The following is a 25,257-nucleotide window of genomic DNA, read 5'->3' on the forward strand; positions in this document are numbered from 1 at the left end:
GGTCTCTGGTCCTTCAGAGGGCCGGGTTGGTCAGCTTGTCCACCCGGCGCTGATGACGATCGCCGCCGAAGTCGGTGGCGAGGAATTCGGTGATGCAGGCCTTGGCCATTTCGGGGCCGATCAGCCGGGCGCCCATGGCGATGACGTTCGCATCATTATGCTCGCGCGCGAGACGGGCGGAGAGCGGTTCCGAAACCAGCGCGCAGCGGGCCTGGCGCACGCGGTTGACCGCGATCGAGATGCCGATGCCCGAGCCGCACAGCGCGATACCGCGCTCGGCCTGATTTTCCGCAATCGCCTTGCCCAGGGCAAGGCCGAAGTCGGGGTAATCGACGCTCGCCGGGCCATCGGTGCCCAGATCGAGCACCTCGTGTCCTTCGCCGCGCAGCCATTCGGCGAGCGCGGACTTGAGTTCCCAGGCGGCGTGATCCGAAGCGATGGCGATTCGCATTGGAAGAGCGGTTCATTCCTTGAGCTGAACGGATGCCCGGCTCTCTAGGCGCTTGCAGCGGCAAAGGCTACACCAGATGCACGAAACTTATCCTGGGGGAGGCCATGATGCGGCTTTGGGCAGTTGGAACGATGCTGGTCGGCGCGGCGACGCTGGCGGGATGCGGCGAGATGAGCAATGAGCAGCAGGCGGCTTTGGTCGAGAATGCCGTCGCCAACGCCCAGGCGATCGCCGAGAATGTGACGGCCGAGGCGGAGAAGGCCGAGAAGGCGGCGGAAGCGCCGAGCCGCGATGGTTGGATCGGCAAATGGGTGGGCGTCGAGGGACTGGTGCTGACGATCGAGAAGGATACGTCGGGACCGGGCCGCTATCGCCTGATCAACACCTATAGCCTCGACGAGGGCGCGACCGGTACGTTTGCCGGGGTCGCGACCAACGAGGGCATCGCCTTCACCCGGCCCGATGGCGCCAAGGTGATGCGCGCGACCGACGGCGCGGCGACCGGCCTCAAATATCTCGACGGCAAGAAGGACTGCCTGACGGTGACCGTTGGTGAGGGATACTGCCGGGATTGACGTTGTTTGTGGGCGGCGCCGGCCGCTCCCCCACCCGGCCACCCGACGCCAGTATCCTATGGGTGGCCGGGTGGGGGAGCGGCCGGCGCCGAACCCAACGAAACATGACCGTTGCGTGACGATCGGCGTCACGCGCCTGACATGCAGCGGACCTACGGGCCGGGAAATTCCCGGGAGCCAAGACCATGGGTTCGATTGCCAGCCAGCCGCGCAACCGCGCGGTGCGCACCGCCGTCCATCGCCACGACCATCTGAGCAAGGAAGGCCTGCTCGAACGCGCCTTCACCTTCGCGTTTCGCGGTCTGGTCTATGCCCAGATCTGGGAAGACCCCGAGGTCGACATGGAGGCGCTGGCGATCACGCCCGACTGCCATGTCGTGACGATCGCGAGCGGCGGGTGCAACGTTCTCTCCTACCTGACCGCCAACCCCGCGAAAATCACCGCGGTGGACCTCAACACCGCACATATCGCGCTCAACAAGCTGAAGGTCGCGGCGGCACGGCATTTGCCCGATCATGCCGCGTTTCATCGTTTCTTCGGTCAGGCGAACCGGCCCGAGAATGTCGCGGCGTATCGCGAGACGCTCGCTCCGCATCTCGACGAGACGACGCGCCGCTATTGGGAAGGTCGCGACCTTGCCGGCCGCCGCCGGATCAAGGGCTTTGCCGGCGGCTTCTACAAGCGCGGGCTGCTTGGCGGGTTCATCGGCGCGGCGCACCTGCTCGCCAAGCTCTACCGCATCGACCCGCGCGAGCTGCTCGCGGCGAAGACGCCCGAGGAACAGCGCGCGATCTTCGAGAGCCGGCTCGCTCCGGTGTTCGACAAGAAGTTCGTGCGCTGGCTGATCGACCAGCCGGCGTCGCTGTTCGGGCTGGGCATCCCGCCCGCGCAATATGAGGCGCTGGCGGCCGACGATCCGCGCGGGATCAAGGCGGTGCTGCTGCGCCGACTAGAGAAGCTGGCCTGCGACTTCGACCTTTCCGACAATTACTTCGCCTGGCAGGCGTTCGGGCGCGGCTATGGCGAAGGCGCCGACGCGCCGCTGCCGCCCTATCTGCGCGCGGCCAACCACACCATCGTTCGCGAACGCGCCGAACGGGTCGAGGTGCGGCACCAGAATTTCGTCGAGTATCTCGAATCGATGCCCGCCGAATCGCTCGACCGCTACATCCTGCTCGATGCGCAGGACTGGATGACCGACGCCCAGCTCAACCGGTTGTGGGGCGAGATCACGCGGACGGCGAAGCCCGAAGCGCGCGTGCTGTTCCGTACCGCCGCGGCGCCGACCCTGCTGCCCGGCCGGGTCGCCGACGCAATCCTCGATCGCTGGGACTATGCCGAAGCGGAGTCGCTCGACTTCACCGCGCGCGACCGTTCCGCGATCTATGGCGGCGTTCACCTCTATCGCCTGAAGCCGTGAACGGAAGCCACGCCGAGCGGATGGACGGCGTCTATACGGCGCAGCGGCACATCTATGACCTCACCCGCAAATATTATCTGCTGGGGCGCGACAAGCTGATCGCGGAGCTGGCGCCGCCGCCAGGCGGCACGGTTCTGGAAGTCGGTTGCGGCACCGCACGCAATTTGATCGCGGCGGCTCGGCGATGGCCCGATGCCCGCTTCCACGGCCTCGACATTTCCGAAGCGATGCTGGCGACGGCACGGGCCAAGGTGGCCGCCGCCGGACTGTCGGACCGCATCACGCTGGTTCAGGGCGATGCGGCGCGGTTCGATGCGAACGCGTTGTTCGGCATTGACGGTTTCGACCGGGTGTTCCTGAGCTACACGCTGTCGATGATCCCCGACTGGACCGGCGCAATCGAGCAGGCGGCCAAAGCGGTGGCGCCCGGCGGCACACTACGCATCGTCGATTTCGGACAGCAGGAGAAGTTGCCCGGCTGGTGGCGACGTGCGCTGTTCGCCTGGCTCGAACGCTTCCACGTCACCCCGCGCCGCGAGCTTCCGGTCGCGCTGAGGCACACCGCAATGGCCGGTGGATTGGAGCTAGGGTTCGAACCGTTGCTGCGCGGCTATGCGTGGAGCGGAAGCCTGCGGCGAACCTAGCTTTGCCAGCCCCACGGCAGGGGCGGCGGCGCGATGGGCTTGCTCAGGTCGAACTCGACGCGGAAATGGCGACCGGGGCGGCGCAGCTCATAGGCGAAGCGGCTTCCGTCCGCTTCCATCGCCCAGACATTGGTCACCGAGCGCTCGGCATTCAGCGAGCGGAACAGCGCGATCGATTCGGCATCGACCGGGAATTCCTGCCGCGTCGCGGTGCCGACCGCCGCCGTGTCGCCGCCGTACATGGTGAGCTTGTCCGATGTGCCGTCCTTGTGCCGGTGGTCATGCTTGAGACGGACGCCGGTCGCGGTGCGGGCCAGTACCCAGGTGCGCGAGCGATCCTCGCCGACATGGAAGGGGATACGCACGCGGCCTGGCTCACACGACGCGACATGCATCACCAGCTTCTTGTCGGCGAAGTCGGCGTCGGCGGGATCGTTGCTGACCACACGCCCTGCGAACGCCTTGCCACACAGGGGGGCGAGTCGCGCCATGAAGGCGTCGGCCGGCGCGGCGGGCTTCGACGCGAAACCGGGCAGCGCCGCGAACGCGGCAAGGGCAAGCAGAACCTTCATTCCATTCCTCATTTCGCGGCGCGGCGCGCCTGTTTGCGCATCGATCCGCGCAGGAAACGCGAAACGAACCACATGCGGCGCGCGGTCTTGCCCACCAAGGTGTGGAGCGTATCGCCATGCACCGCGTCCCACGCCGCCTGCGCGGCCTGTTCGACCGGCGTGAATTCGAGCTGCGCCGCACGGACACGATCGCGCATCGTTTCGTTGCTGCCCACCGGCGTGCCGTCGAGAATCGCGGTATCGATGAAGCTGGGCAGCAGCGCGCGGACTCGAATCCCCTCGCCATGCCATTCGGCATCAAGCGCTTCGGTGAAGCCGCGCACCCCGAACTTGGTCGCCGAATAGATCGCGACACCCATCGTGCCGTAGATGCCCGCCGCCGACGCGGTGTTGAGCAGGCAGCCGCCCGATGCCTTGAGATAACGATAGCCGGCATGCGCACCATAGACGACGCCCATCAGGTTGATGTCGACGCAGCGGTCGAGTTCGTCGACCGTGGTCTGCGCGAAATTGCCGCCGACCCCGACCCCGGCATTGTTGAACAGCACGTCGAGCCGGCCGCCGCTCTCGCCGACGAATTCCGCCAGCGCCCCGTCCCATGCCGCGCGATCGCGCACGTCGAGCTTGTGGACCGTGACCGGCGCCCCGCCGAGCAGCCGCGCGGTTTCCGCCATGCCGGCGTCGTTGATATCGGCAAGCCCGACACGCCAGCCGCGCGACGCGAACAGCACCGCGACCGCCCGCCCGATGCCCGATCCGCCGCCGGTGATGAAGATCGACTGCATGACCTCTCCCCTAAGATTCGCCGTACCGCTCTATCGAAATCGGCTTTAGATACAGGGGAGCAGAGCTGACCGACTTTTGCAAGCGGGCGTTACTCGACCCCAATCACTCGACCAGCGCGTCGATCGCCTGCGCCATATCGATATCGCGGCCCGACAGGCCGCCAGCGTCATGGGTAGTGAGCAGGACATCGACCCGGTTCCACACGTTCGACCATTCGGGGTGGTGGTCCGATTTCTCCGCGAGCAAGGCGACCTGAGTCATGAAGGCGAAGGCCTGGCTGAAATCGTCGAAGGTGAAGCTGCGCGTGATCGCGTCGCGCTCAGCCTGATGATCCCATTCGGGCAGCCCCTCCAGCGCTTCTTCACGTTCCGCCTGGCTCAGTTGCTCGACCATTCTTCCACTCCTTCGTTGGGTGGGGCATAGCGCAGGGCAATGACCAGTCAAACCGAGACCTTCGCACCCAGCGCCGAGCAGATGGAAGCACTGGCCCGCGCCGCGCTGGCCCGGATTCCCGAGCCGTTCGCGGCGTATCTGGCGGACGTCGTGCTGGTGATCGAGGAATTCGCCGACGAGCAGACGCTGCGCGACATGGGGATGGAGGATCCGTTCGAGCTGACCGGCCTCTATTCGGGGCGGCCGGTGGGCGAGAAGGACGGGTTCATGGGATCGCTGCCCCAGCCGGACACGATCCACCTCTATCGCCGCCCGCTGCTCGACGAATGGGTCGACACGGGCGTGAGCCTGGAAGCGTTGGTCACCCATGTCGTGGTGCATGAGGTCGGGCATCATTTCGGCCTGTCCGACGACGACATGCACGCGCTGGAGGACAGCGTCGGGTGAACACGCCGCGGCTCGCCTTTGAGGACGTGGCGTGCCAGCGCGGCGGGCGGCTGCTGTTCGAGGGGCTGAGCTTTGCGCTCGACGAAGGCGGGGCAGCACTGGTGACCGGGCCCAACGGCGCGGGCAAGTCGAGCCTGATCCGGGTGGCGGCGGGGTTGCTCAAGCCGGCGGCGGGCATCGTGACCATCGAGGGTGAATGCGCGTTGCTGACCGAGGCGACGGCGCTCGATCCCGAGCTGCCGGTCACGAAGGCGTTGGGGTTCTGGGCGGGATTGGACGGGCGGCGCGATTCGGTGGAGGCGGCGCTGGAAGCCGTGGGCCTTGCTCACCTTGCGCCGGTACCGGTGCGGCTGCTCTCGACCGGCCAGCGGCGGCGCGTGGGCATCGCGCGCGTCGTGGCGAGTGGGGCATCGGTGTGGCTGCTCGACGAGCCGGCCAACGGGCTGGATCAGGCTGCGGTCGCAATGCTGGGTCATTTGATTTCCGAGCATCGGTTGAACGGCGGGATCGTGATGGTCTCGACGCATCTGCCGATCCATATTCCCGGCGCGCATGGCGTGGTGATCGGGGAGGCGGCATGAGCGGCTTTGCCTCTTTGGTGTGGCGCGAACTGCGGCGCGCATGGGCAGCGGGTGGCCTGACGCTGCCGGTCGCCTTCTTCCTGCTCGTCGCGATCCTGTTTCCGTTCGCGATCGGGCCCGAGGGCAAGCTGCTCGCGCGGGTCGGCGGCGGGGTGATCTGGGCAGCGGCACTGCTCGCGGCACTACTGCCGGTCGAGCGGCTGGTGAACCCTGATCTGGAGAGCGGAGTCCTGGATCAGCTCGCGGTGCGCGGCTGGACGGATGCGAGCGTGGCGGCGGCGAAGACGCTGGGGCATTGGCTGGGCTTTGCGCCGACGTTGCTGGCGGCGACGGTGATCGCGGCGGCCTTGCTCAACCTCTCGCTCGACCAGACGCGCGCGGCGCTGATCGCGCTGTTGATCGGTACGCCCGGGTTGGCGGCTTTGGGCGTGGCGACCGCGGCGCTGACCGCAGGCCTGCGCGGCGCGGGCGCTGTGGCGGGGTTGGTGATGCTGCCCTTCGCGGTACCGCTGCTGATCTTCGGCGCGGGCGCGATGGGCAGCGACGCGAGCGCGATGAAACTATTGGGCGCGGTGAGCCTGGTGCTGGTAGCCGGGTGCCCGTTCGTCGCGGGCGCGGCGATGCGGATGGGGCGGGGGTAGAGCCTGCCCGTTCCTTCGTCATCCCGGCCCTGTGCCGGGATCCACGGTGCCGACCGCAGCTCGGCTGAGGCTCTGGTTCATGGCTCACCTCACGGTGGATCCCGGCACAGGGCCGGGATGACGGATCGGCCTAGCGACTCCACCGCGCGAAGATCGCGGTCGGCAGCAGCAGCCCCCTCGCCTCCTCGCGCACCGCGAGTTCGCCGCATTCGATCGTGCCGCCCAGATCCGCGAAATGCTGGTTGAGCAGTTCGCCGATCGCCAGCGCCGACATGCGGATCGCGTAGACGGTGAGGAACAGGAAGCGTGAGTCGGCATCCAATAGCTGGCGGCAATTGGCGATCAGGCCGGGCAGATCCTGTTCGAGCTGCCACACCTCTCCAGTCGGGCCGCGGCCGTATTTGGGGGGATCGAGCAGGATGCCGTCGTAGCGGCGGCCGCGGCGCACCTCGCGCGCGACGAATTTTCCGGCGTCGTCGATGATCCAGCGGATCGGCTTGTCGCTCATGCCCGACAGCGCGGCATTGCCCTTGGCGGCCTCGACCGATTTCTTGGACGCATCGACATGCACCATCTGCGCGCCCGACGCCGCCATCGCCAGCGTGCCGACGCCGGTATAGCCGAACAGGTTCATGACGGTGGGCGCATCGACCCCTTCGGTCCGCTCACGCATCCAGCTCCACACCGGCGCCATGTCGGGGAAGAAGCCGAGATGGCGGAAGGGCGTGGTCTGGGCAGTGAACCTTGCCTCGTTCCACGCCAGCGGCCAGCCCTCACGCGGGACCGGTTGATCCAGGCCGCTATGGCCGAACACCCAGCGGCCGCCGCCTTCATCGTCCGACGCGGGCATGAACTCGCCATGCGCCTGCCAGTCTTCGGACGCGGGTGACCACATCGCCTGCGGCTCGGGACGGATGAAGCGATAGTCGCCATAGCGCTCGAGCTTGCGGCCATGGCCCGAGTCGACAAGGCCGTAATCGGCCCAGGGTTCGCCGGTGAGGGTAACGAGGTTCATGGGAGCCTTTAGCGCCATTCGGCCCGCTAAGGTCAACCGTCGCCCTGGACCCGTTCCGGGGTCTACCGGGGTGCCAGCGGTACATGCCAGGCCAAAGGGCAGCGCGCGGGGCGACGTGGACCCCGGCGCAAGGCCGGGGTGACGAAGCGGTTATGCGCGGGGTTTCGCCCGTTCCGCGATGAACGACGTCACCGCATCGAACGTCGCGGGAAGCACGTCGTAGCGCTCCTCTCGGTCGAACAGGTCGCCGATACGCGCGGGGAGCGATGGGCGGATGCCGGTGGCCCGCTCGACCGCGTCGCCGAACTTGGCTGGGTGCGCGGTGGCGAGGGTGACGATCGGCACGTCGACGGCGAGGTCGGCGCGGCGCGCGGCGGCAAGGCCGATCGCGGTGTGGGGGTCGAGAACCTCATCGGCACGGCTGGCAGCCCAGGACATCGCCTGCGCCATCTCCGCCGCGTCGATGCGGTCGCTGGCGAAGAGCGCGGCGGCACCTTCCTGCTGGGTGTTGGTGAGGCGCATCGCCTTGCTCATCTCGAACCCGTGCATCTGCTCGGCGAGCGCGGCGCCATCGCGGCCGGCGAGGTCAAACAGCAGCCGTTCGAAGTTCGAGCTGACCTGGATGTCCATGCTCGGTGCGGCGGTTGGCGTGACCGTGCCGGTCGAATAGTCGCCTGCCGACAGCGCGCGGTGGAGGATGTCGTTGACGTTGGTGGCGACGATCAGCTTCGCGACAGGCAGTCCCATGCGCGCCGCGACATAACCGGCGAACACGTCGCCGAAATTGCCGGTGGGGACGCTGAACGCGACCTCGCGGTTCGGCGCGCCCAAGCGGACGGCGGCGTAGAAATAATAGACCACCTGCGCCATCAGCCGCGCCCAGTTGATCGAGTTGACCGCGGTCACCTGGAACCGGCCGGCAAAACCGGCGTCGTTGAACATCGCCTTCACCATCGCCTGAGCGTCGTCGAAGCTGCCTTCGATGGCGATGTTGTGGACGTTGGGGGACAGCACCGTGGTCATCTGGCGGCGCTGCACGTCGCTCACCCGCTTGTTGGGGTGAAGCATGAAGATGTCGATGCCCTCACGCCCCGCGACCGCGTCGATCGCGGCCGAGCCGGTGTCGCCGCTGGTCGCGCCGACGATGGTGAGGTGTTGGTTCGTGCCCTTGAGGAACCGTTCGAATAGCAGACCGAGTAGCTGGAGCGCGACGTCCTTGAAGGCGAGCGTCGGACCATGGAACAACTCGAGCAGGAAATGGCGGTGATCGAGCTGGACCAGCGGGGTCACCGCGTCGTGGCTGAAACGGCCGTAAGCCTGCGTGCAAAGTTCGCGCAGTTCGGCTTCGCTGAGGCTGCCCGCGGTGAAGGGCGCCATCACGCGGACAGCGGTCTCGACATAGGAAAGGCCCGCGAAACCCGCGATCTGATCCGGCGTGAATCGCGGCCATTCGACCGGGATATAAAGGCCGCCGTCCTTGGCCAGCCCAGCGAGGGTGACGTCACGGAAATCGAGTTCGGGCGCGGTGCCGCGCGTGCTCTGGTAGCGCATGGCTGCGCGGGTTAGCCGCGACACCGTTACGGAGCAAGAAAGTCTAGCTTTGCGGCGGCCCGGGTTCGGCGGGGGAAGCCGGCGGTGTCGCCTTCCGCTCGCGCCAGCGCAGCGCGAGGACGTAGATCACCGCCGCCGCCAGCGCGAACAGGAACCATTGCACGGCATACGCGAGGTGGTTGTTGGGGACGCTCGACGGATCGGGCCGTGCGCTCTCCAAAAGGCCTGGCGCGGGGGTTTCGGAGACGAGCATCAGCGGGCGCGGCGGACGCTTGCCGAACAGCGACGCGAGCAGCGGAGTCGGATCGGGCGCCTGGGTGATGCTGCCCGTCACCTCGCCGCCGCTCCACACTGGGATCACACCGGGCGCGGTGGTGATTCCCATGTCGAACTTGGTCGTCAGCGCCTCAACCCCCGTGCGGCACTCGGCGATATGGCGCCAGCCCTTGGTGCCATTCTCGGCGCGACCGGCCTGCTCGCTCCAGCCGGTGACTTCCAGGCACATGGCCGACGCGCGGCGGAACAGATTCTCGTCACCGATCGGCGGGCGCGGAAACGCCATCACGGGCAGGTCGCGATTGCCGGCATAGCGCGCGATCGCGGCTTCCTTTTCGGCGCGACGGTCGAGCTGCCAGACGCCCAGGCCGATCATCGCGGCGACGGCGAGCGCAACGACGAGGGTGGGAATGACCGGGAACTTCATGCGTCGGACTCCTTCACCCGGCCCACAAACAAAGAGGGCGTGCCGCGATGCGGACACGCCCCCTTCAGTACCGTTACGATGACCGGAGGCAATGCCTCGCTCATCGTCCTTGCGTCATCCGTGGACCGGCGCGCCCGCGCTGCCCCAGACATAGACGACGACGAACAGGAACAACCAGACGACGTCGACGAAATGCCAGTACCAGGCAGCAGCTTCGAAGCCGAAATGCTGGCGCGGCGTGAAATCGCCCTGATAGGCACGCATCAGGCAGACCATCAGGAACAGCGTGCCGACGATGACGTGGAAACCGTGGAAACCGGTCGCCAGATAGAAGGCCGACGAATAGTTCGACTTGCCGAACACGAACGGCGCATGGGCATATTCATAGGCCTGGATGCTCGAGAAGATCAGACCCAGGATGATGGTGAGCCACAGGCCCTTCTTGACCACGTCGTTCTCGCCGACGCCGATAAAGCCCCACAGACCCTTCAGTTCACCACCACGCTGATTGTGAATCAGGCCATGGTGCGCCCAGGTGAGGGTGGTGCCCGACAGCAGCAGGATGAAGGTGTTGAGCAGCGGCAGGTGGAAGGCATCGAGTACTTCCATGCCCTTGGGCGGGAAGGTCGCGACCGCGCCCTCAAGCACCTCGACCACGCTGGCATGCTCACCGCTGACCGCGATCGCGGCGGGGAAGAGCGCGAAATCGAACCAGGCCCAGAACCAGCCGACGAAGAACATCACTTCCGAAGCGATGAACAGGATCATGCCGTAGCGCAGGTGGAGCTGGACGACCGGGGTGTGATCGCCTGCCTTGGCCTCGCGAACCACATCGACCCACCACGACGCCATGCAGAACAGCGTGGCGGCGAGGCCCGACAGGAACACCCACTCGCCGTGGCCTGCGCCCTTCATCCACATGAGGCCGCCGATCGCCAGCCACAAAGCGGCGAACGAGCTGAGCATCGGCCACGGGCTGGGCGGGAGAATATGATAATCGTGGTTCTTGGCGCCGGCCATTTTCCGTCCCTGTTCTAATGGCGTGTTTCCAGCCTCCCCTAAGGGGTGAGCTTGGCGGGCGCAATGGTGGTTGAACCGCTTGCGCCGCCGCCCGATGTACCGCCCCCGCCCGGCAGGACGGCGAGCGATCCGATCCTCAGCCGTTCGGCTTGGACTTGTCGGTCGGGTAGAAGGTGTAGGAGAGCGTGATCTTCTCGATATCCTTGGTGTCGGGATCGGTCAGGATCTTGGGATCGACGAAGTAGATCACGGGCATGCGCACGGTCTCGCCCGGCTTCAGCGTCTGTTCGGTGAAGCAGAAACACTGGATCTTGCTGAAATATTTTCCGGCCGCCTCAGGCGTGACATTGTAGGTCGCGGTGCCGGTGACAGGCACGGTGCCGGTATTGGTCGCGGTGTAGAAGGCCATGTCGCGCGCGCCGATCGCGATCTCGTCCGACGCCATTTCCGGCTTGAACTTCCAGGTCAGCGCGGGGCTGACATTGCTGTCGAACGCGACGGTAATCTTGGCGTCCACCGCGCCGGGCGCGGCGTCCGCGCGCATCGTCGTGCCGCCAAAGCCGGTGACCTGGCAGAAGAGGCGGTAGAGCGGCACGCTGGCAAAGGCGACGCCCGTCATCGTGCAGACACCGAGTACGGCCAGCAGCGCGGTACGCAGCTTACGGTCCATCTTCACGTCGCCTTCAGCGGGATGCCGGCGGCGATCTTCACGATGCTGATCGCGAAGACGAGGATGACAAAGGCGAGCAGCAGCAACGCCATCACCCGGGCGCGCGACTTCTGCCGCGCGCGGACCAATTCTTCTTCTTGCGGAGTCATGCCAACCACCGGTCTGCGGCAACGGCCGCGAACAGAATGAACAGATAGGAAATCGAATAGGCGAAGAGCCGCTTTTCGGGCTTCATCGCATCGCCCTCAACCGCCATGCGGGTCGCGACCTGCGCGGCGAAGAGCGCGAACAGTGCGGTCGTCACAACCGCGGTGACGCCATAAAGCGCGCCGGTCAGGCCGAGCGGCCAGGGCGCGATCGCGGCGATCGCCATCGGGATGGTATAGAGGCCGATCTGAACCCGCGTCGCCTTCTCGCCCGCGACGACGGGAAGCATCGGCACCCCGGCATTGGCGTAATCGGTCTTCACGAATAGCGCGAGCGCCCAGAAATGCGGCGGGGTCCACAGGAAGACGAGACCGAACAGCAACACCGGAAGCAACGCGACATCGCCGGTCGCCGCCGCCCAGCCGATCAGCGGCGGAAAGGCACCGGCGGCACCGCCGATGACGATGTTCTGCGGGGTGCGGCGCTTTAGCCAGACCGTGTAGACGAGGACGTAGAAAAGGATCGACAGCAGCAGGATGCCCGCCGCGACATAATTGACCGCGAGCCCCATCAGGATCACCGAGAGCGCCGCGACCCCGACCCCGAAATGCAGCGCCGACTGGCGGTCCATGCGGCCGGCGGGAAGCGGGCGCCCCTGGGTCCGCTTCATCTTCGAATCGAGGTCCGCCTCATACCATTGGTTGAGCGCACCCGCCGCGCCCGCGCCCAGCGCGACGCAGAGAATCGCGGTGAAGCCGATCACGGGATGAATCGGCACAGGCGCCGCGAGCATGCCGCAGAGGCCAGTGAACACCACCAACGTCATCACCCGCGGCTTGGTGAGCGCAAGGAAGTCACGCCAATCGGCGGGCAGGATCAGGGCGTGGTTGGCGACGGACATGATTGGGGCGGCCTATAGGCCGGGTTGACGCTTGGGGGAAGGGGACGGAATGTCCCACGCCCCGCCCCGGTCACACCGTCGGCGCAAACGCCTCCAGATCGAGCCAGGGCGCCGCCCGATGGAGGTTGTGGATCGCCGCCGGAGCCGGAAAGTCGCGCTCGACGAAGCAGCCCATCGATACCGAGATCGCGCCGGGCAATGCCTCCGCGCTCATGTACAGCAGGGTGCCGCAGCCGGGGCAGAAATGCTGGTCGATCCAGCGGCCGACATCGCTGGTCCGGCGCCAGCTGCGCACCTCGCCGACGACCTCCCGCACCGCTTCGTCGGCAAAGATCGCACGATAGGCGAAGGCGGTACCGGTCGCGCGCTGGCATTCGATGCAGGCACAGCCATAGACGCGGCGCGGTGCCCCCGAAAGCCGCAGCGACAGATCGCCGCAGCTGCAACGGGCGATGCGATCGGACTCGGTCGTATTCGTTTCGGGGCTGGCAATCGGCATCCTCGGTTCCCAAGTTATTGGAATAATGGATGCGGCCGATACCGTTCCGCTTCCGCCACCGAAACTACGCACTTTGAAGTAAGGACGATCCGGAGATGAAACGCCTTCCGCCCGACGAGTGCGGCTTTTCCACCGCGCTCAACGTAGCCGGCGGCAAGTGGAAGATGGATATCCTTTGCGAAATCAACGATCAGCCGCGCCGCTTCGGCGAATTGCGCCGGCTGCTGCCCGGGATCAGCGAGAAGGTGTTGACGGAACAGTTGCGCCAGATGGAGGCCGACGGCCTGATCGCCCGCACCGTCTATGCCGAGTCGGTCCAGCGCGTCGAATATCTGGCGACCGAGATCGGCCGCTCGCTCAACAACGCGATCGACATGATGGCGAGCTGGGGCAGGGCGCATAGCGCGCGGATGGCGGCCGCCGGGGCTGCGGCTATCTAGCGGGCCCGGGCTGGAACATCGTCCGGGCGATGCCGCGCGCGATATCGCGCGGCTCGGCCGCACCGTTGTTGGTGAGGACGATGATCGCGAGCTTCGCGTGCGGGTAGCGCGCATAATAGGAACGGAACCCCGGCAGGCTGCCGCCATGGCCGATCTCGGTCTGCCCATCGACCGTTTCGATGCGCCACCCGAAGCCATAGGGTGCCGTCTCGCCATTCGCGAGCCGCGCGGGCCGCCACATCTCCGCGCGGGCCGCGCCGTCGGAGAGACCGCCGCGCGCGAGTACCGCCTCCCATCTGGCGAGATCAGCGGCGGTCGAGGTGAACGCCCCGCTGGGCCGGAGCGCGCGGAAGGATATCGCGTTCTCGAACCGCCCGGCATTCCATTCATAGCCGCGCGCGCGATGCGGGATCAGATCGGTGAGGCTGGTCGGACGCGTCGCTGTCATGCCGGCCGGACCAAAGACGCGCTCGGCGAAGACGGCCGGCCATGGTTTACCTGCTGTGCGGGTGATGATCTCCGCCAGGATGAAATAGCCAAGATTACAATATTCGAACCGCGTCCCGGGCGGTGCGTTGAGCGGGGTCGTATAGGCCGACCGGATCACATCGATGTCGCTCTGCACCTTGTCGCCGTCGAAGCCGGGCGCTTCGCGAACCAACCCGCTGGTATGGCTGAGCAGGTGGCGGACGGTGATCCCCGACCAGCTGGCCGGGGCATCGGACAAATAGCGCGACACCGGCGCATCGAGCGCGATCTTGCCGTCCCGCACGAGCAGGAGCACCCCCTCCGCGACAAACTGCTTGCTGAGCGAACCCACATTGAACGCGGTGTCCGGCCGGACGGACAGGTTCTGCTCGAGATCGGCAGCCCCGAAGCCCGCCTGATGGACCACCTTTCCATCGCGCAGAATCACGAGCGCGACACCGGGGATATGCTGCTTCTGCATCTCGTCGCGAACGATCCTGTCGGCCGCGGCGAACGTGGTTCCGGCGGCGACGGGAGATTGGTGCGCAATAGCAGGATTGCCAGAGGCCAAGACCGCGAACGCCGCGATGCGAAGGAGCAGGACGGCACGCATTCGAAACCCCCGTGAGACCGTGAACCGGATGGAACGGGCGGGAGGCTATCGCGAGCGTCTTATGATCGCAATACAGCGTCCGTCACGTGCCCAACGAAAACGCCCCGGAGTTTCCCCCGGGGCGTTCCGTTTCAGCCGTCGCTGAAAACCTTAGTGATGCTTGTCGTCGTCGATGACAGGCAGCGTCTCGAACTGGTGGAACGGCGGCGGGCTGGACAGCGTCCATTCCAGCGTCGTCGCGCCCTCGCCCCACGGGTTGGCTTCCGCCTTCTTGCCCGCGAACAGCGACCAGAACAGGTTGATGAAGAAGATCACCATACCGGTCAGCATGATCAGATAGCCGAAGCTGGAGATGTGGTTCCAGAACGCGAACTGATCGCCATAGTCGGGAATGCGACGCGGCATGCCCTGGAGACCGAGGAAGTGCTGCGGGAAGAACATCACGTTCACGCCGATGAAGAATACCCAGAAGTGCAGCTGGCCCAGGAACTCGCTGTACATCCGGCCCGACATCTTCGGGAACCAGTAGTAGAAACCGGCGAACAGGCCGAACACCGCGCCCAGCGAGAGCACATAGTGGAAGTGCGCGACGACGTAATAGGTGTCGTGCATATAGTCGTCGACGCCGCCGTTCGCGAGCACCACGCCGGTGACGCCGCCCACGGTGAACATGAAGATGAAGCCGATCGCCCAGACCATCGGGGTCTTGAAGCTCATCGAACCGCCCCACATCGTTGCGATCCACGAGAAGATCTTCACGCCCGTCGGCACCGCGATGATCATGGTCGCGGCGGTGAAGTACATCTTCACGTTCACGCTCATGCCGGTGGTGAACATGTGGTGCGCCCACACGACGAAGCCGACCACGCCGATCGCGACCATGGCATAGGCCATGCCGAGATAGCCGAACACCGGCTTGCGGCTGAAGGTCGCGACGATCTGGCTGACGATGCCGAAGCCCGGCAGGATCATGATGTACACTTCGGGGTGGCCGAAGAACCAGAACAGATGCTGGTACAGCACCGGATCGCCGCCGCCGGCGGGATCGTAGAAGGTGGTGCCGAAGTTACGGTCGGTCAGCAGCATGGTGATCGCGGCGGCCAGGACCGGCAGCGCGAGCAGCAGCAGGAAGGCGGTGATCAGCACCGACCACACGAACAGCGGCATCTTGTGCAGGGTCATGCCCGGCGCGCGCATGTTGAAGATGGTGGTGATGAAGTTGATCGCGCCAAGGATCGAGCTGGCGCCCGCGAGGTGGAGCGACAGGATCGCCATGTCGACGGCCGCCTGCGGCTCGCCATAGGTCGAGAGCGGCGCATAGACCGTCCAGCCCACGCCCGCGCCGCCGCCGACGAAGGGCGAGGCGAGCAGGAGCAGGAAGGCGGGCACGAGCAACCAGAAGGACAGGTTGTTCATGCGCGGGAACGCCATGTCCGGCGCGCCGATCATGATCGGGACGAACCAGTTGCCGAAGCCGCCGATCATCGCGGGCATGACCATGAAGAACACCATGATCAGGCCGTGCGCGGTGATCAGCACGTTCCAGAAGTGGAGCGCCTGGTCGAAGGTCTGCGGGCCGCCATGGACCCACTCGGAGATGTAGCCGAGATGCTGGATGCCGGGCTGGGCCAGTTCGAGGCGCATGATGCCCGAAATGCCGCCGCCGATGATCCCCGCGAGAATCGCGAAGATCAGATACAGCGTGCCGATGTCCTTGTGGTTGGTCGACAGGAACCAGCGCGCGAAGAAGCCGGGCTTGTGATCCGCGTCATGGTGGTGGTCGTCGTGCGCCGTGAAGGCGTGGGCGTCGCGGGCTGCGTCGGTCATGGCTTACTGGTCCGTCTTGCCGGTGGCGGCTTGATTGGTGGTGGCGGCCGCTTCGGTCGTGTTGGTCGCTTCGACCGTGTTGCCGGCGGGTGCGGCAGCGGCGGGTGCGGCTGCCGGGGTAGCGGCCTTGGCTTCGGGCATCTTGCCGCCCTTGGCCGCGACCCACTGCGCGAACACCGCGGGCTCAACCGCCTCGACGACGATCGGCATATAGCCGTGGCGCGCGCCGCACAGTTCCGAGCACTGGCCGAAATAGACGCCGGGCTTGTCGACGATGAAGCTGGTTTCGTTGAGGCGGCCAGGGACCGCGTCGATCTTGATCCAGAAGGCCGGGATCGCCCAGCTGTGGATCACGTCGTTGGCGGTGGCGATCAGGCGGATCGGCGTGCCGACCGGAACGACGATACGATTGTCCGTCGCGAGCAGGCGCGGACCGTCGACATCGGTGCGGTAGCGCGTTCCGGCGGGAACCTCGCTCTTTTCCTTGAGCATGTTCGCGGTGATCGAGATCGCGCCATGGTCAGGATATTCGTAGCTCCAGAACCACTGGTTGCCGATCGCCTTGATCGTCACGGCATTTTCGGGCGCGGGCTTGAACTGCTTGGCGAGCAGCGAGATCGACGGCCAGGCGATGACCGCGAGGATCAGCACCGGAACGACGGTCCAGATGATCTCGATCAGCGTGTTGTGGCTGGTCTTGGAGGGGTTGGGGTTCGCCTTGCGGCGGAAACGCACGATCGTCCATGCGAGCAGGATCAGCACGAAGATCGACACCGCGAAGATAATCGGCAGCAGGATCCAGTTATGGAAATGCGCCGCACTCTCGCCCAGCTTGGTCACCTGCGGCTGGATGCCGAAATGCTTGTCGACCGGCTGGCCGATCCCGGCGACCGGGCCGTTCTTGTGCGTACCGTCGGGGTTCAGCGTCGGATCCGCCGGAGTCGCGGCGGCCGGAGCCGGAGCGGGCGCGGCGGTTGCCGCCGGCGATTCGACCGCGACCGGCGCGGGCGCTTCGGGTGCCTGGGCGGCGGGCGCGGCCGGAGCCGTGGCCGGAGCACTCTGGGCCTGGGCCATGCCCCCGGCGAGCGCGAGGCCAGCGGCCAGGACGATCGCCTTCAATCCATGCATGCGCATCTTGTCGTTCAACCCCATGTTTCCTTGACCCCTGATACGGGGGCGCCGGGTCTCCGGTCGCGCGGGCGCAACTTGCCCGTTGGCGCAGGCCTATAGCAGCAAGATCGCATGCCTCAAGCTTGTCGGGCCTCTTTTTAGTTGCGGTTGCGGCGCAGACGGGCCGCGCCTAGATGCGAACGGCGCGAACAAGACGGGCGAAAAGGCGGGATGACGCATGACTGACGAAGAGGTTCTGGACGAGTTTCGGGCGGCGCAGGCGCTGCTGGAAGGCCATTTCATTCTCTCGTCGGGCCTGCGCAGCCCGCGCTATCTGCAATGCGCGCGCGTGCTGATGAGCCCGGCACGCGCCGGTCGGCTCGCGCAGGCGGTGGCTGCGAAGATTCCCGTCGAGCTTCGCGAACAGATCAGCGCCGTCGTCGCGCCCGCGATGGGCGGGGTGATCGCCGGACAGGAAGTGGCGCGCGCGCTGAATGTCGACGCGATGTTCGTCGAACGCCCCACCGGCACCTTCGAACTGCGTCGCGGTTTCCGCCTGTCGCCGGGGCAGAAGGTATTGATGATGGAGGATGTCGTCACCACCGGCGTGTCCTCACGCGAGGCGATCAAGGCGATCGAGGAGGCCGGCGGCGAGGTGATCGTGGCGGCATCTTTGGTCGACCGGTCGAACGGCACCGCCGATCTCGGCGTCCCCTTCTTCCCGCTGATCCGGCTCGACGTGCCGAGCTACGACCCCGAGTCGCTGCCGCCCGAGCTGGCGGCGATTCCCGCGATCAAGCCGGGGAGCCGCGTGGAGGCATGATGGGGCATCTCCGACTCGGCGTGAACATCGACCATGTCGCGACCGTGCGGAATGCGCGCGGCAGCGGCTATCCCGATCCGGTGCGCGCGGCCTTGCTGGCGGCGGATGCCGGCGCCGACGGCATCACCGCGCATCTGCGCGAGGACCGGCGCCACATCACCGACGACGACATCGCCCGGCTTTCCGCCGAGCTGCCGATTCCGCTCAACCTCGAGATGGCGGCGACCGACGAAATGCTGGGCATCGCGCTGCGCCACAAGCCGCACGCGGCGTGCATCGTGCCGGAGAAGCGCGAGGAGCGCACCACCGAGGGCGGGCTCGATGCGCGCGGGCAGCATAATCTGCTCGCGCCGATGGTGGCCGAGCTCAAGAACGCCAATATTCGCGTCTCGTTGTTCATCGAGCCCGATCCCGCGCAAATCGAGGCGGCGCTGCGACTCGGCGCGCCGGTGGTGGAGCTGCACACCGGCCGCTATTGCGAGCTGGAGGGTGAGGCGCAGACCGCCGAGCTGCGCCGCATCGCCGACGCCGCGGCACTGGCGGCGAAGAACGGGATCGAGGTTCATGCCGGCCACGGCCTGACCTTCGACAATGTCGTGCCGATCGCCGCGATCCCGCAGCTCGCCGAGCTCAATATCGGCCATTTCCTGATCGGCGAGGCGATCTTCGACGGGCTGGCACCAGTGGTGAAGCGGATGCGCGCGCTGATGGATGCGGCGCGTTGATCATCGGCATCGGCTCCGACCTCTGCAATATCGAGCGAATCCAGTCGTCGCTCGACCGGTTCGGGATGCGGTTCGAGAAGCGCGTGTTCACCGATGTCGAGCTGCGCAAGGCGGCGAGGCGCCCGCTCAACTATGCCGCGACGCTGGCCAAGCGCTTTGCCGCCAAGGAGGCCTTTTCCAAGGCCGTCGGGACGGGATTCAAGGCCGGGGTGTTCATGCGCGACATCGGCGTGGTCAACGCGCCCAGCGGCGCGCCGACCCTCGCGCTGACCGGCGGCGCGAAGGCGCGGCTTGACGCCATGACTCCGGCGGGTCACGTCGCGAAGGTGCATCTGACGCTGACCGACGATCACCCCTGGGCGCAGGCGCTGGTGGTGATCGAAGCGCTGCCGGCGGAGTGAATATGGCCGAGGAGCTGGCGTTGACGGCGAAGACCGATGTGAAGACGGGACGGACCGACTGGTGGGGTGAGGCCAAAGGCATCTTCTGGCTGGTCGTCGCCGTGCTCGGCTTTCACAGCCTGATCGCCAAACCTTTCTACATTCCATCCGAATCGATGATGCCCAGCCTGGTCATCGGCGACCGGCTGGTGGTGACGAAATATCCGTACGGCTATTCCTATGTCAGCCCGACCTTTCACGTGCTGCCGTTCATGAAAGGGCGCCTGTTCGGCAGCCTGCCCAAGCGCGGCGACATCGTCATCGTCACGCCGGTCGATGCGCGTACCGATTACATCAAGCGCGTGATCGGCCTGCCGGGCGATCTGATCGAGGTGCATGGTGGCCTGCTTTACATCAACGGTCGTCAGGTGGCCCGCTCGCGCCAGGACGATCGGCTGATCCCGATCGACGCCAACACCCGCTGCGGGCTCGATACGCCCCCGGATGAGCGCAACATCTATGAAGGCCGCGTGGTGAGCGACGCTGCGGGCAGGCAGTTCTGCAAGGTTCCGATCATCCGCGAGACCCTGCCCGAGGGTGCGAGCTATGACACGATCGACCTGGCGGTAACCGGCGCCGACAATTTCGGACCGGTGCGCGTTCCGGCCGACCATGTCTTCCTGATGGGCGACAATCGCGACAATAGCGCCGACAGCCGCATGAGCCTGAGCCAAGGCGGTCTGGGCGGTCCGGTGCCGATCGAGAATATCGGCGGGCGCGCCGAGTTCATCACCTTCAGCCTCGACGGCAGCGCGAGCTGGAACCCGCTGAGCTGGGCGGGATCGTTCCGCTCGGGTCGCGCGGGCAGCTCGCTCCACCCCGAACGCCCCTCGGAGTAAACGGCCATGAGCAAGGACAACGTCTCGGTCATCCGCGAGCCCGGCCCCAACGAGATGCGCGATCCGGTGATGCGCGCCGAGTTGCGCCGGGCATCGGTCTGGTTCGGCCTGGCGATCGCGACGGCGTTGGTGGTGCTGCTGATCCAGCCGCTGCTGCTGATCTTTGCCGGCCTGGTCGTCGCATCGATGCTCGACGGCGGCACGCGCCTGATCCGCAAGGTCCTGCCGATCCCACGCGGCTTCGCGCTGGCGATCGTCGTGTTGCTGGTCATCGCCTTTGTCGGCGGGGTGATTTACCTCACCGGGGTCGAGATCGCCGCGCAAGCCGAACAGCTGCGACAGACGCTGGAGGCGCAGGCGAACCGCGTCAGCGCCTGGCTGACCGAGCTCGGCATCATGCCGGCGGCGTCGGACCTCACCGGGCTCGCCCAGCAGGCGCTCGGGTCGGTCGGTCGGGTGACCTCGTTCATCGGCGGCGCGATCGGTGCGATCGGCAGCTTCTTCCTCGTCCTCGTCATCGGACTGTTCGTCGCGATGGAGCCGCGCATCTACGAGCGCGGGCTGCAGTGGATGGTCCCGATGGCGACGCGCGACCAGTTCGCGATCACACTGGCGCGCATGGCGCGGACGATGCGCGTGCTGCTCGCCGGACGCATCCTTGGCATGATCTTCGAGGGGGCGCTCACCTGGATACTCCTGTCGCTCGCGGGCGTGCCGATGGCACTGCTGCTGGGCATCCTCACCGGCATTCTCGCCTTCATCCCCAATATCGGCGCGTTTATCTCGGGCGTGCTGATGGTCGCCGTCGGCTTCAGCGCAGGCCCTGAGCAGGGTCTCTGGGCGATCGCGATCTATTTCGGGGTGCAGACCTTTGACGGCTATGTGCTGCTGCCGCTGGTCGCCAAGCATACGGTCGACATGCCGCCGGCGCTCACCGTCTCGTCGCAGATCCTGGCCAGCACCTTGTTCGGTTTCCTGGGCCTGGCGCTGGCCGACCCGATCGTGGCGATGATCAAGGTCGCGCTCGAGCGCAAATCGGAACAGGCGATCGCCGCCGGGATCGGCGCCGAACCCGAGCCGGACCCCGCCCCGCCACCCCCAAGGCCGCGCGCGCGCCGCGCCGTTCCCCGGAAATCCGCATGATCCTCTACGACTATTTCCGTTCGTCCGCCGCCTATCGCGTGCGGATCGCGCTCAACCTCAAGGGCGTCGAGGCCGAGCGCCGCGAGGTGCATCTGGTCAAGGGCGATCAGCGCTCGCCCGAACATATCGCGCGCAATCCGCAGGGCTTTGTGCCCGCGCTCGACATTGGGAACGGACGCATCCTGACCCAGAGCCTCGCGATCATCGAATGGCTCGACGCCACCTATGCCGAGCCGCGGCTCATCCCCGCCGATCCGCTCGACCGCGCCGACGCGATGGCGCGTGCGCTGCTGATCGCGGCGGACACCCATCCGGTAAACAATTTGCGCATCCTCAAGCGCCTCGAGACCCAGTTCGGCGCGGACGAGGCGGCCAAGGCGGAATGGTATCGCCACTGGATCGCGGAGGGATTCGCGGCGCTGGAAGCCATGGCCGGGAACGGCCCTTTCCTGGGCGGCGACGCGCCGGACGTGAGCGACGTGCTGCTGGTACCGCAGATGTACAATGCGCGCCGGTTCGAACTGCCGCTCGACGCCTATCCCAAGCTGGTCGCGGCCGATGCCGCCGCGTCCGCGCTCGCCCCCTTCGCCGCCGCGCATCCGGACCGGGCCAAGCCCGAATGAAGGCGGCTCTCGGGCTGCTCCTTCTTCCCCTGCCCGCCATCGCTCAAGAGATCGTCGTAACCGGGCGTGGACTTGACGCGCCGCCGGGTGAAGCCGCCTATGCGGTTGCAGAGATCGATCGCGAACGGCTGACCGAAAGCGCGAGCGGGCGATTCGAGGATGTGCTGCGCGATGTCGCGGGCGCCGCGCAATTCCGCCGCGCCGATTCGCGTTCGGCCCATCCGACGGCACAGGGAATCACCCTGCGCGGGCTGGGCGGCAATGCGTCGAGCCGGGCGCTGCTGCTGCTCGACGGCGTCCCCCAGGCTGACCCGTTCGGCGGCTGGGTGCCCTTCCCCGCCTATCTGCCCGAGCGGCTGGCGTCGGTGCGGATCACGCGTGGCGGGGGCAGCGGCTATCATGGCGCGGGCGCAATGGCTGGGACGATCGAGCTGACCAGCGCCGACGCCGCGACGCTTGGTCCGCTGGCGCTGACCGGCTTCTACGGCAGCCGCGACTCAATCGATCTGGTGGCGACCGGCGGCGCGAAGCTGGGTAGCGGATCACTGACCGTCACGGGGCAGTTCGCCCGCGGGGACGGCTTCGTTCCGATCGTCGAAGAGAATCGTGGCCCGGCCGATCGTGCCGCACCCTATCGACAGGCCAGCCTTGCCCTGCGATCCGTGTTTCCGGTCGGCGAGAACGTGGAGCTGCAGGCGAACCTGTCGGGCTTCACCGACGAACGCGATCGTGGCACCGATTTCACGCCGATGACCAGCCAGGGCGCCGACGCCAGCGTGCGCATGGTCGGGCGCGGACGCTGGCGCTGGTCGGCGCTCGCCTATCTCCAGCATCGCGATTTTTCGAGCGGCTTCGCCAGCATCGGCGCGGGCCGGGCGACCGCCTCACCCACGCTCGACCAGCATGTCCCGGCGACCGGCATGGGTGCACGGCTGGAGATCGAGCCGCCGATCGGCGGTGGCGCCACGCTACGCCTGGGCGGCGATCTGCGCCATACATCAGGGCGCACGCGGGAACTCTACACCTATGTCGCGGGCAAGCCGACGCGACGACGCAGCGCGGGCGGCGAGACGCTGACCGGCGGGCTGTTCGCGGACCTCAGCCTCGAGCGCGGGCCGCTGACGCTAAGCGCGGGCGGGCGGGCCGATCGCTGGACCATCGCCCGTGGTTCGCTGTTCGAGGCGCCGCTGGCGGCTGGCGCTGCGCTCACCGATACGCGCTTCGCCGACCGTGACGGATGGGAAGCGAGCGGCCGCATCGGCGCGGCGGTGAAACTCACGACTGGGGTTTCGATCCGCAGCGCCGTCTATAGCGGATGGCGCCTCCCGACACTCAACGAACTCTACCGCCCATTCCGCGCCGGGACCGACGCGACCGCCGCCAACCCGCTGCTCGACCCAGAGCGGCTGACGGGTGTGGAAGCGGGGATCGACCTGACGCCGACCTCGACGCTGACATTCAGCGCCACCGGCTATTGGAACCGCATCCGCGGCGCGATCGGCAATGTCACGCTGGGCACGGGGCCCGGCAGTTTCCCCGGCGTCGGCTTCGTCGCGGCGGGCGGCGCCTATCGCCAGCGGCTCAACCTCGACGCGATCGTCGCGAGGGGGGCGGAGGTCGATCTGCGCTGGCGATCCGGCCCCTGGCGCGCCAGCGCGTCCTGGGCGTTCACCGACGCCGATGTCGAAGCGTCGGGAACCGCGATCGTGTTGGACGGGAGGCGGCCCGCTCAGACTGCCCGACATCAGGGATCGGCAAGTCTCGGCTGGACGCGCGACCGAGCGTCGGTCTCGTTTACCGCTCGCTATATCGGCCCGCAATTCGAGGACGACCAGAATACGAGGGTGCTGGCGGACGCCGTGACCTTCGACGCGCGGATCGCGATCCCGGTCACTGCCAGGCTGGCTGTCGAGGCGCGGGGCGAGAATCTGACCGACGCCCGTGTCGAGGCCGCGATCACCGGCAACGGCATCGTCGAGCGCGCGACGCCGCGCACGCTCTGGATCGGCCTAAGCTACCGGGTTCGCTGAGCCACAAGATCGTCGAACAGGTCGAGATAGGCCCGAACCGGATCCGGCCCGGTTTCCACCTTTGGCTCAGGGCGCTGGCGGCCGGGCGTCAGCCAGTAATTGAGCGCGCTGACCAGCCGCGCGCGATCACCCGGCGGTATGACGGTGCCGCGCGCGGCGGAATCGATCAGTTCGGGAATCGCGATGCTCGAATCGGTGGCGACGGCCGGCGTGCCGAGTGCGATCGCTTCGCGCAGCACCCCCGGCACACCTTCGAATTCGGACGTCAGCACCATCACCGCCGCGCGCTCGATCGCGGGCAGCGGGTCGGGCGCGTGACCGGGCATCGATACGCGCCCTTGAAGGCCCAATCGTTCCACCAGCCGTTCCAGAGACGCGCGCTCCCCACCTTCGCCAAGGATCAGCAGGTGAATGTCGGGATCATGAAGCCTTGGCATCGCGGCGATCAACCGATCCCAGCGCTTCTGCGGGGCGAGCCGACCCACACCGAGAATGAAGCGCCCGTCGGGCATCGGTGGCAAGGGCGCGCCCGGGATTGGCAGGGTTGGGGGGTTGGCAATGACGTGGACCCGCGACGGCGCGATCCGCATCTGCTCAACCGTTTCCTTGGCCATGGCGGGCGTCATCGCGACCAGCGCGTCCAGAAATCCGGGATGCATGCGCAGCCACGCGCCATATCCCCAGCTGACGGCGCGAAGCAGATCCGATCGCACGAGCGAGTTCGATACCTGTGCCGCCATCGGCGGGCAGGACTTGCCCAATCTGCGATGCAGCCAGAACGCCGCGGCGGTGTAGTGGTTGCCGGGGCAGAAGATCACGTCGGGGCGAACTTCCCGTACGATATCGGCGAGGCCGAACATCGCCCGGTATCTCGCATCGCCAAGTTCATGCAGCACGACGTTGGGCGGCAGCTCATGCGCGAGCGCGCCACTCGCATCGCCGATCACGAGCGTGACCCGTCGTCCGGCCTGTTCCCAGCCGGCCGCCATACGCATCAACGCGCGCTCCACCCCGCCCCCTTTCAACGTCTGGGCGAAGCTGAGGATGTGGGATGCTGGCGGGCTGCGATCGGGCATGGACTTGCGGATTGCCTTGTTAAAGCCCAAATCGCCCCGCGATGAAACCGCATTCTAGTGCGACTGGCCCCGGGGTTAGAATG

At 66.8% G+C, this 25,257-nt stretch carries 30 protein-coding genes; 14 read left to right on the forward strand and 16 right to left on the reverse strand.

All coding sequences use genetic code 11. The features are described 5' to 3' along the window. Positions 1–13 precede the first annotated feature (13 nt). The gene (gene rpiB, locus AC07M1_RS15455) at positions 14–451 is read right to left on the reverse strand and encodes a ribose 5-phosphate isomerase B (RefSeq protein ID WP_495163512.1); all 438 of its coding nucleotides are present in this window, start codon (positions 449–451) and stop codon (positions 14–16) included. 107 nt (positions 452–558) lie between these two features. On the opposite strand from rpiB, the gene AC07M1_RS15460 reads away from it, so the two are divergent. The 3 genes from AC07M1_RS15460 to AC07M1_RS15470 all read left to right on the forward strand — a co-directional run bounded on the left by AC07M1_RS15460 (position 559) and on the right by AC07M1_RS15470 (position 3,091). Continuing rightward, complete coding sequence (locus AC07M1_RS15460) at positions 559–1,026, forward strand: hypothetical protein (RefSeq protein WP_495163513.1); 468 nt, start codon at positions 559–561, stop codon at positions 1,024–1,026. Positions 1,027–1,211: 185 nt separating this feature from the next. Further along, the gene (locus AC07M1_RS15465; protein ID WP_495163514.1) at positions 1,212–2,447 is read left to right on the forward strand and encodes a BtaA family protein; all 1,236 of its coding nucleotides are present in this window, start codon (positions 1,212–1,214) and stop codon (positions 2,445–2,447) included. A 20-nt stretch (positions 2,448–2,467) separates the two neighbouring features. Then, positions 2,468–3,091, forward strand: a complete 624-nt coding sequence (locus AC07M1_RS15470) for a class I SAM-dependent methyltransferase (protein WP_495163569.1) — start codon at positions 2,468–2,470, stop codon at positions 3,089–3,091. Here AC07M1_RS15470 and AC07M1_RS15475 read toward each other — a convergent pair. From AC07M1_RS15475 to AC07M1_RS15485, 3 genes are all read right to left on the reverse strand, one after another. Continuing rightward, positions 3,088–3,663: a hypothetical protein gene (locus AC07M1_RS15475; protein WP_495163515.1), complete on the reverse strand. Its 576-nt coding sequence runs from the start codon at positions 3,661–3,663 to the stop codon at positions 3,088–3,090. The genes AC07M1_RS15470 and AC07M1_RS15475 overlap by 4 nt on opposite strands. Positions 3,664–3,671: 8 nt before the next feature. After that, positions 3,672–4,448: an SDR family oxidoreductase gene (locus AC07M1_RS15480; protein WP_495163516.1), complete on the reverse strand. Its 777-nt coding sequence runs from the start codon at positions 4,446–4,448 to the stop codon at positions 3,672–3,674. Positions 4,449–4,551: 103 nt separating this feature from the next. Further along, the gene (locus AC07M1_RS15485; RefSeq protein WP_495163517.1) at positions 4,552–4,842 is read right to left on the reverse strand and encodes a 4a-hydroxytetrahydrobiopterin dehydratase; all 291 of its coding nucleotides are present in this window, start codon (positions 4,840–4,842) and stop codon (positions 4,552–4,554) included. A 39-nt stretch (positions 4,843–4,881) separates the two neighbouring features. Here AC07M1_RS15485 and AC07M1_RS15490 point away from each other — a divergent pair, with 39 nt between their 5' ends. The 3 genes from AC07M1_RS15490 to AC07M1_RS15500 are packed head-to-tail and all read left to right on the forward strand — an operon-like array spanning position 4,882 to position 6,511. After that, the gene (locus tag AC07M1_RS15490) at positions 4,882–5,289 is read left to right on the forward strand and encodes a metallopeptidase family protein (protein WP_495163518.1); all 408 of its coding nucleotides are present in this window, start codon (positions 4,882–4,884) and stop codon (positions 5,287–5,289) included. Further along, positions 5,286–5,870, forward strand: a complete 585-nt coding sequence (gene ccmA / locus AC07M1_RS15495) for a heme ABC exporter ATP-binding protein CcmA (protein ID WP_495163519.1) — start codon at positions 5,286–5,288, stop codon at positions 5,868–5,870. The genes AC07M1_RS15490 and ccmA overlap by 4 nt, the downstream gene beginning before the upstream one ends. Beyond that, a complete protein-coding gene (locus AC07M1_RS15500; RefSeq protein ID WP_495163520.1) occupies positions 5,867–6,511 on the forward strand; it encodes a heme exporter protein CcmB in 645 nt (214 codons plus the stop codon). The genes ccmA and AC07M1_RS15500 overlap by 4 nt, the downstream gene beginning before the upstream one ends. A gap of 130 nt (positions 6,512–6,641) precedes the next feature. On the opposite strand, the gene AC07M1_RS15505 is transcribed toward AC07M1_RS15500, so the two are convergent. From AC07M1_RS15505 to AC07M1_RS15540, 8 genes are all read right to left on the reverse strand, one after another. After that, a complete protein-coding gene (locus AC07M1_RS15505) occupies positions 6,642–7,526 on the reverse strand; it encodes a class I SAM-dependent methyltransferase (RefSeq protein ID WP_495163521.1) in 885 nt (294 codons plus the stop codon). A gap of 150 nt (positions 7,527–7,676) precedes the next feature. Continuing rightward, positions 7,677–9,077, reverse strand: a complete 1,401-nt coding sequence (gene thrC, locus AC07M1_RS15510) for a threonine synthase (RefSeq protein WP_495163522.1) — start codon at positions 9,075–9,077, stop codon at positions 7,677–7,679. Positions 9,078–9,120: 43 nt separating this feature from the next. Further along, positions 9,121–9,780, reverse strand: a complete 660-nt coding sequence (locus AC07M1_RS15515; protein WP_495163523.1) for an SURF1 family protein — start codon at positions 9,778–9,780, stop codon at positions 9,121–9,123. A 114-nt stretch (positions 9,781–9,894) separates the two neighbouring features. Beyond that, positions 9,895–10,800: a cytochrome c oxidase subunit 3 gene (locus AC07M1_RS15520; protein WP_495163524.1), complete on the reverse strand. Its 906-nt coding sequence runs from the start codon at positions 10,798–10,800 to the stop codon at positions 9,895–9,897. Positions 10,801–10,936: 136 nt separating this feature from the next. Then, positions 10,937–11,470 carry a cytochrome c oxidase assembly protein gene (locus tag AC07M1_RS15525; protein ID WP_495163525.1) on the reverse strand — a complete coding sequence of 178 codons (534 nt, stop codon included), beginning with the start codon at positions 11,468–11,470 and terminating at the stop codon, positions 10,937–10,939. A 2-nt stretch (positions 11,471–11,472) separates the two neighbouring features. Further along, positions 11,473–11,619, reverse strand: a complete 147-nt coding sequence (locus AC07M1_RS15530) for a cytochrome c oxidase system small membrane protein (protein WP_495163526.1) — start codon at positions 11,617–11,619, stop codon at positions 11,473–11,475. Then, positions 11,616–12,518, reverse strand: coding sequence for a heme o synthase (locus AC07M1_RS15535; RefSeq protein WP_495163527.1), 903 nt, complete (start codon positions 12,516–12,518; stop codon positions 11,616–11,618). Before AC07M1_RS15535 ends, AC07M1_RS15530 begins: the two co-directional genes overlap by 4 nt. Before the next feature lie 70 nt (positions 12,519–12,588). After that, positions 12,589–13,017 (reverse strand): GFA family protein, encoded by a 429-nt coding sequence (locus AC07M1_RS15540; protein WP_495163528.1) that lies wholly within the window; start codon positions 13,015–13,017, stop codon positions 12,589–12,591. Between the two features lie 95 nt (positions 13,018–13,112). Between AC07M1_RS15540 and AC07M1_RS15545 the strand changes: the two genes are divergently transcribed. Beyond that, positions 13,113–13,457 carry a winged helix-turn-helix transcriptional regulator gene (locus tag AC07M1_RS15545; RefSeq protein WP_495163529.1) on the forward strand — a complete coding sequence of 115 codons (345 nt, stop codon included), beginning with the start codon at positions 13,113–13,115 and terminating at the stop codon, positions 13,455–13,457. On the opposite strand, the gene AC07M1_RS15550 is transcribed toward AC07M1_RS15545, so the two are convergent. The 3 genes from AC07M1_RS15550 to coxB form a co-directional block, all read right to left on the reverse strand. Further along, positions 13,450–14,538: a serine hydrolase domain-containing protein gene (locus AC07M1_RS15550; RefSeq protein ID WP_495163530.1), complete on the reverse strand. Its 1,089-nt coding sequence runs from the start codon at positions 14,536–14,538 to the stop codon at positions 13,450–13,452. The genes AC07M1_RS15545 and AC07M1_RS15550 overlap by 8 nt on opposite strands. Before the next feature lie 150 nt (positions 14,539–14,688). Next, complete coding sequence (ctaD, locus tag AC07M1_RS15555; protein WP_495163531.1) at positions 14,689–16,365, reverse strand: cytochrome c oxidase subunit I; 1,677 nt, start codon at positions 16,363–16,365, stop codon at positions 14,689–14,691. Between the two features lie 3 nt (positions 16,366–16,368). Further along, positions 16,369–17,499, reverse strand: a complete 1,131-nt coding sequence (gene coxB, locus AC07M1_RS15560) for a cytochrome c oxidase subunit II (RefSeq protein ID WP_495163570.1) — start codon at positions 17,497–17,499, stop codon at positions 16,369–16,371. A 214-nt stretch (positions 17,500–17,713) separates the two neighbouring features. Between coxB and pyrE the strand changes: the two genes are divergently transcribed. Genes pyrE through AC07M1_RS15595 form a run of 7 tightly spaced genes read left to right on the forward strand, consistent with a single transcriptional unit; the run spans position 17,714 to position 24,098 of the window. Then, entirely contained in the window at positions 17,714–18,298 is a 585-nt protein-coding gene (pyrE, locus tag AC07M1_RS15565; RefSeq protein WP_495163532.1) for an orotate phosphoribosyltransferase, read from the forward strand. Next, positions 18,295–19,023: a pyridoxine 5'-phosphate synthase gene (locus tag AC07M1_RS15570; protein WP_495163533.1), complete on the forward strand. Its 729-nt coding sequence runs from the start codon at positions 18,295–18,297 to the stop codon at positions 19,021–19,023. Before pyrE ends, AC07M1_RS15570 begins: the two co-directional genes overlap by 4 nt. Beyond that, positions 19,020–19,424, forward strand: coding sequence for a holo-ACP synthase (gene acpS, locus AC07M1_RS15575; protein WP_495163534.1), 405 nt, complete (start codon positions 19,020–19,022; stop codon positions 19,422–19,424). The genes AC07M1_RS15570 and acpS overlap by 4 nt, the downstream gene beginning before the upstream one ends. A gap of 2 nt (positions 19,425–19,426) precedes the next feature. Beyond that, on the forward strand, positions 19,427–20,302 hold the full coding sequence (lepB, locus tag AC07M1_RS15580) for a signal peptidase I (RefSeq protein WP_495163535.1): 876 nt from the start codon (positions 19,427–19,429) through the stop codon (positions 20,300–20,302). A gap of 6 nt (positions 20,303–20,308) precedes the next feature. Beyond that, on the forward strand, positions 20,309–21,445 hold the full coding sequence (locus AC07M1_RS15585) for an AI-2E family transporter (RefSeq protein WP_495163536.1): 1,137 nt from the start codon (positions 20,309–20,311) through the stop codon (positions 21,443–21,445). Then, positions 21,442–22,068, forward strand: coding sequence for a maleylacetoacetate isomerase (maiA, locus tag AC07M1_RS15590; protein ID WP_495163537.1), 627 nt, complete (start codon positions 21,442–21,444; stop codon positions 22,066–22,068). The genes AC07M1_RS15585 and maiA overlap by 4 nt, the downstream gene beginning before the upstream one ends. Then, a complete protein-coding gene (locus AC07M1_RS15595; RefSeq protein WP_495163538.1) occupies positions 22,065–24,098 on the forward strand; it encodes a TonB-dependent receptor in 2,034 nt (677 codons plus the stop codon). The genes maiA and AC07M1_RS15595 overlap by 4 nt, the downstream gene beginning before the upstream one ends. Here the strand turns inward: AC07M1_RS15595 and AC07M1_RS15600 are convergent. Next, positions 24,083–25,174: a glycosyltransferase gene (locus tag AC07M1_RS15600; protein WP_495163539.1), complete on the reverse strand. Its 1,092-nt coding sequence runs from the start codon at positions 25,172–25,174 to the stop codon at positions 24,083–24,085. The two genes, AC07M1_RS15595 and AC07M1_RS15600, sit on opposite strands and share 16 nt — an antisense overlap. Between the last annotated feature and the right edge of the window lie 83 nt (positions 25,175–25,257).

It is taken from the genome of Sphingomonas sp. GW821-FHT10C01 (assembly GCF_059415525.1).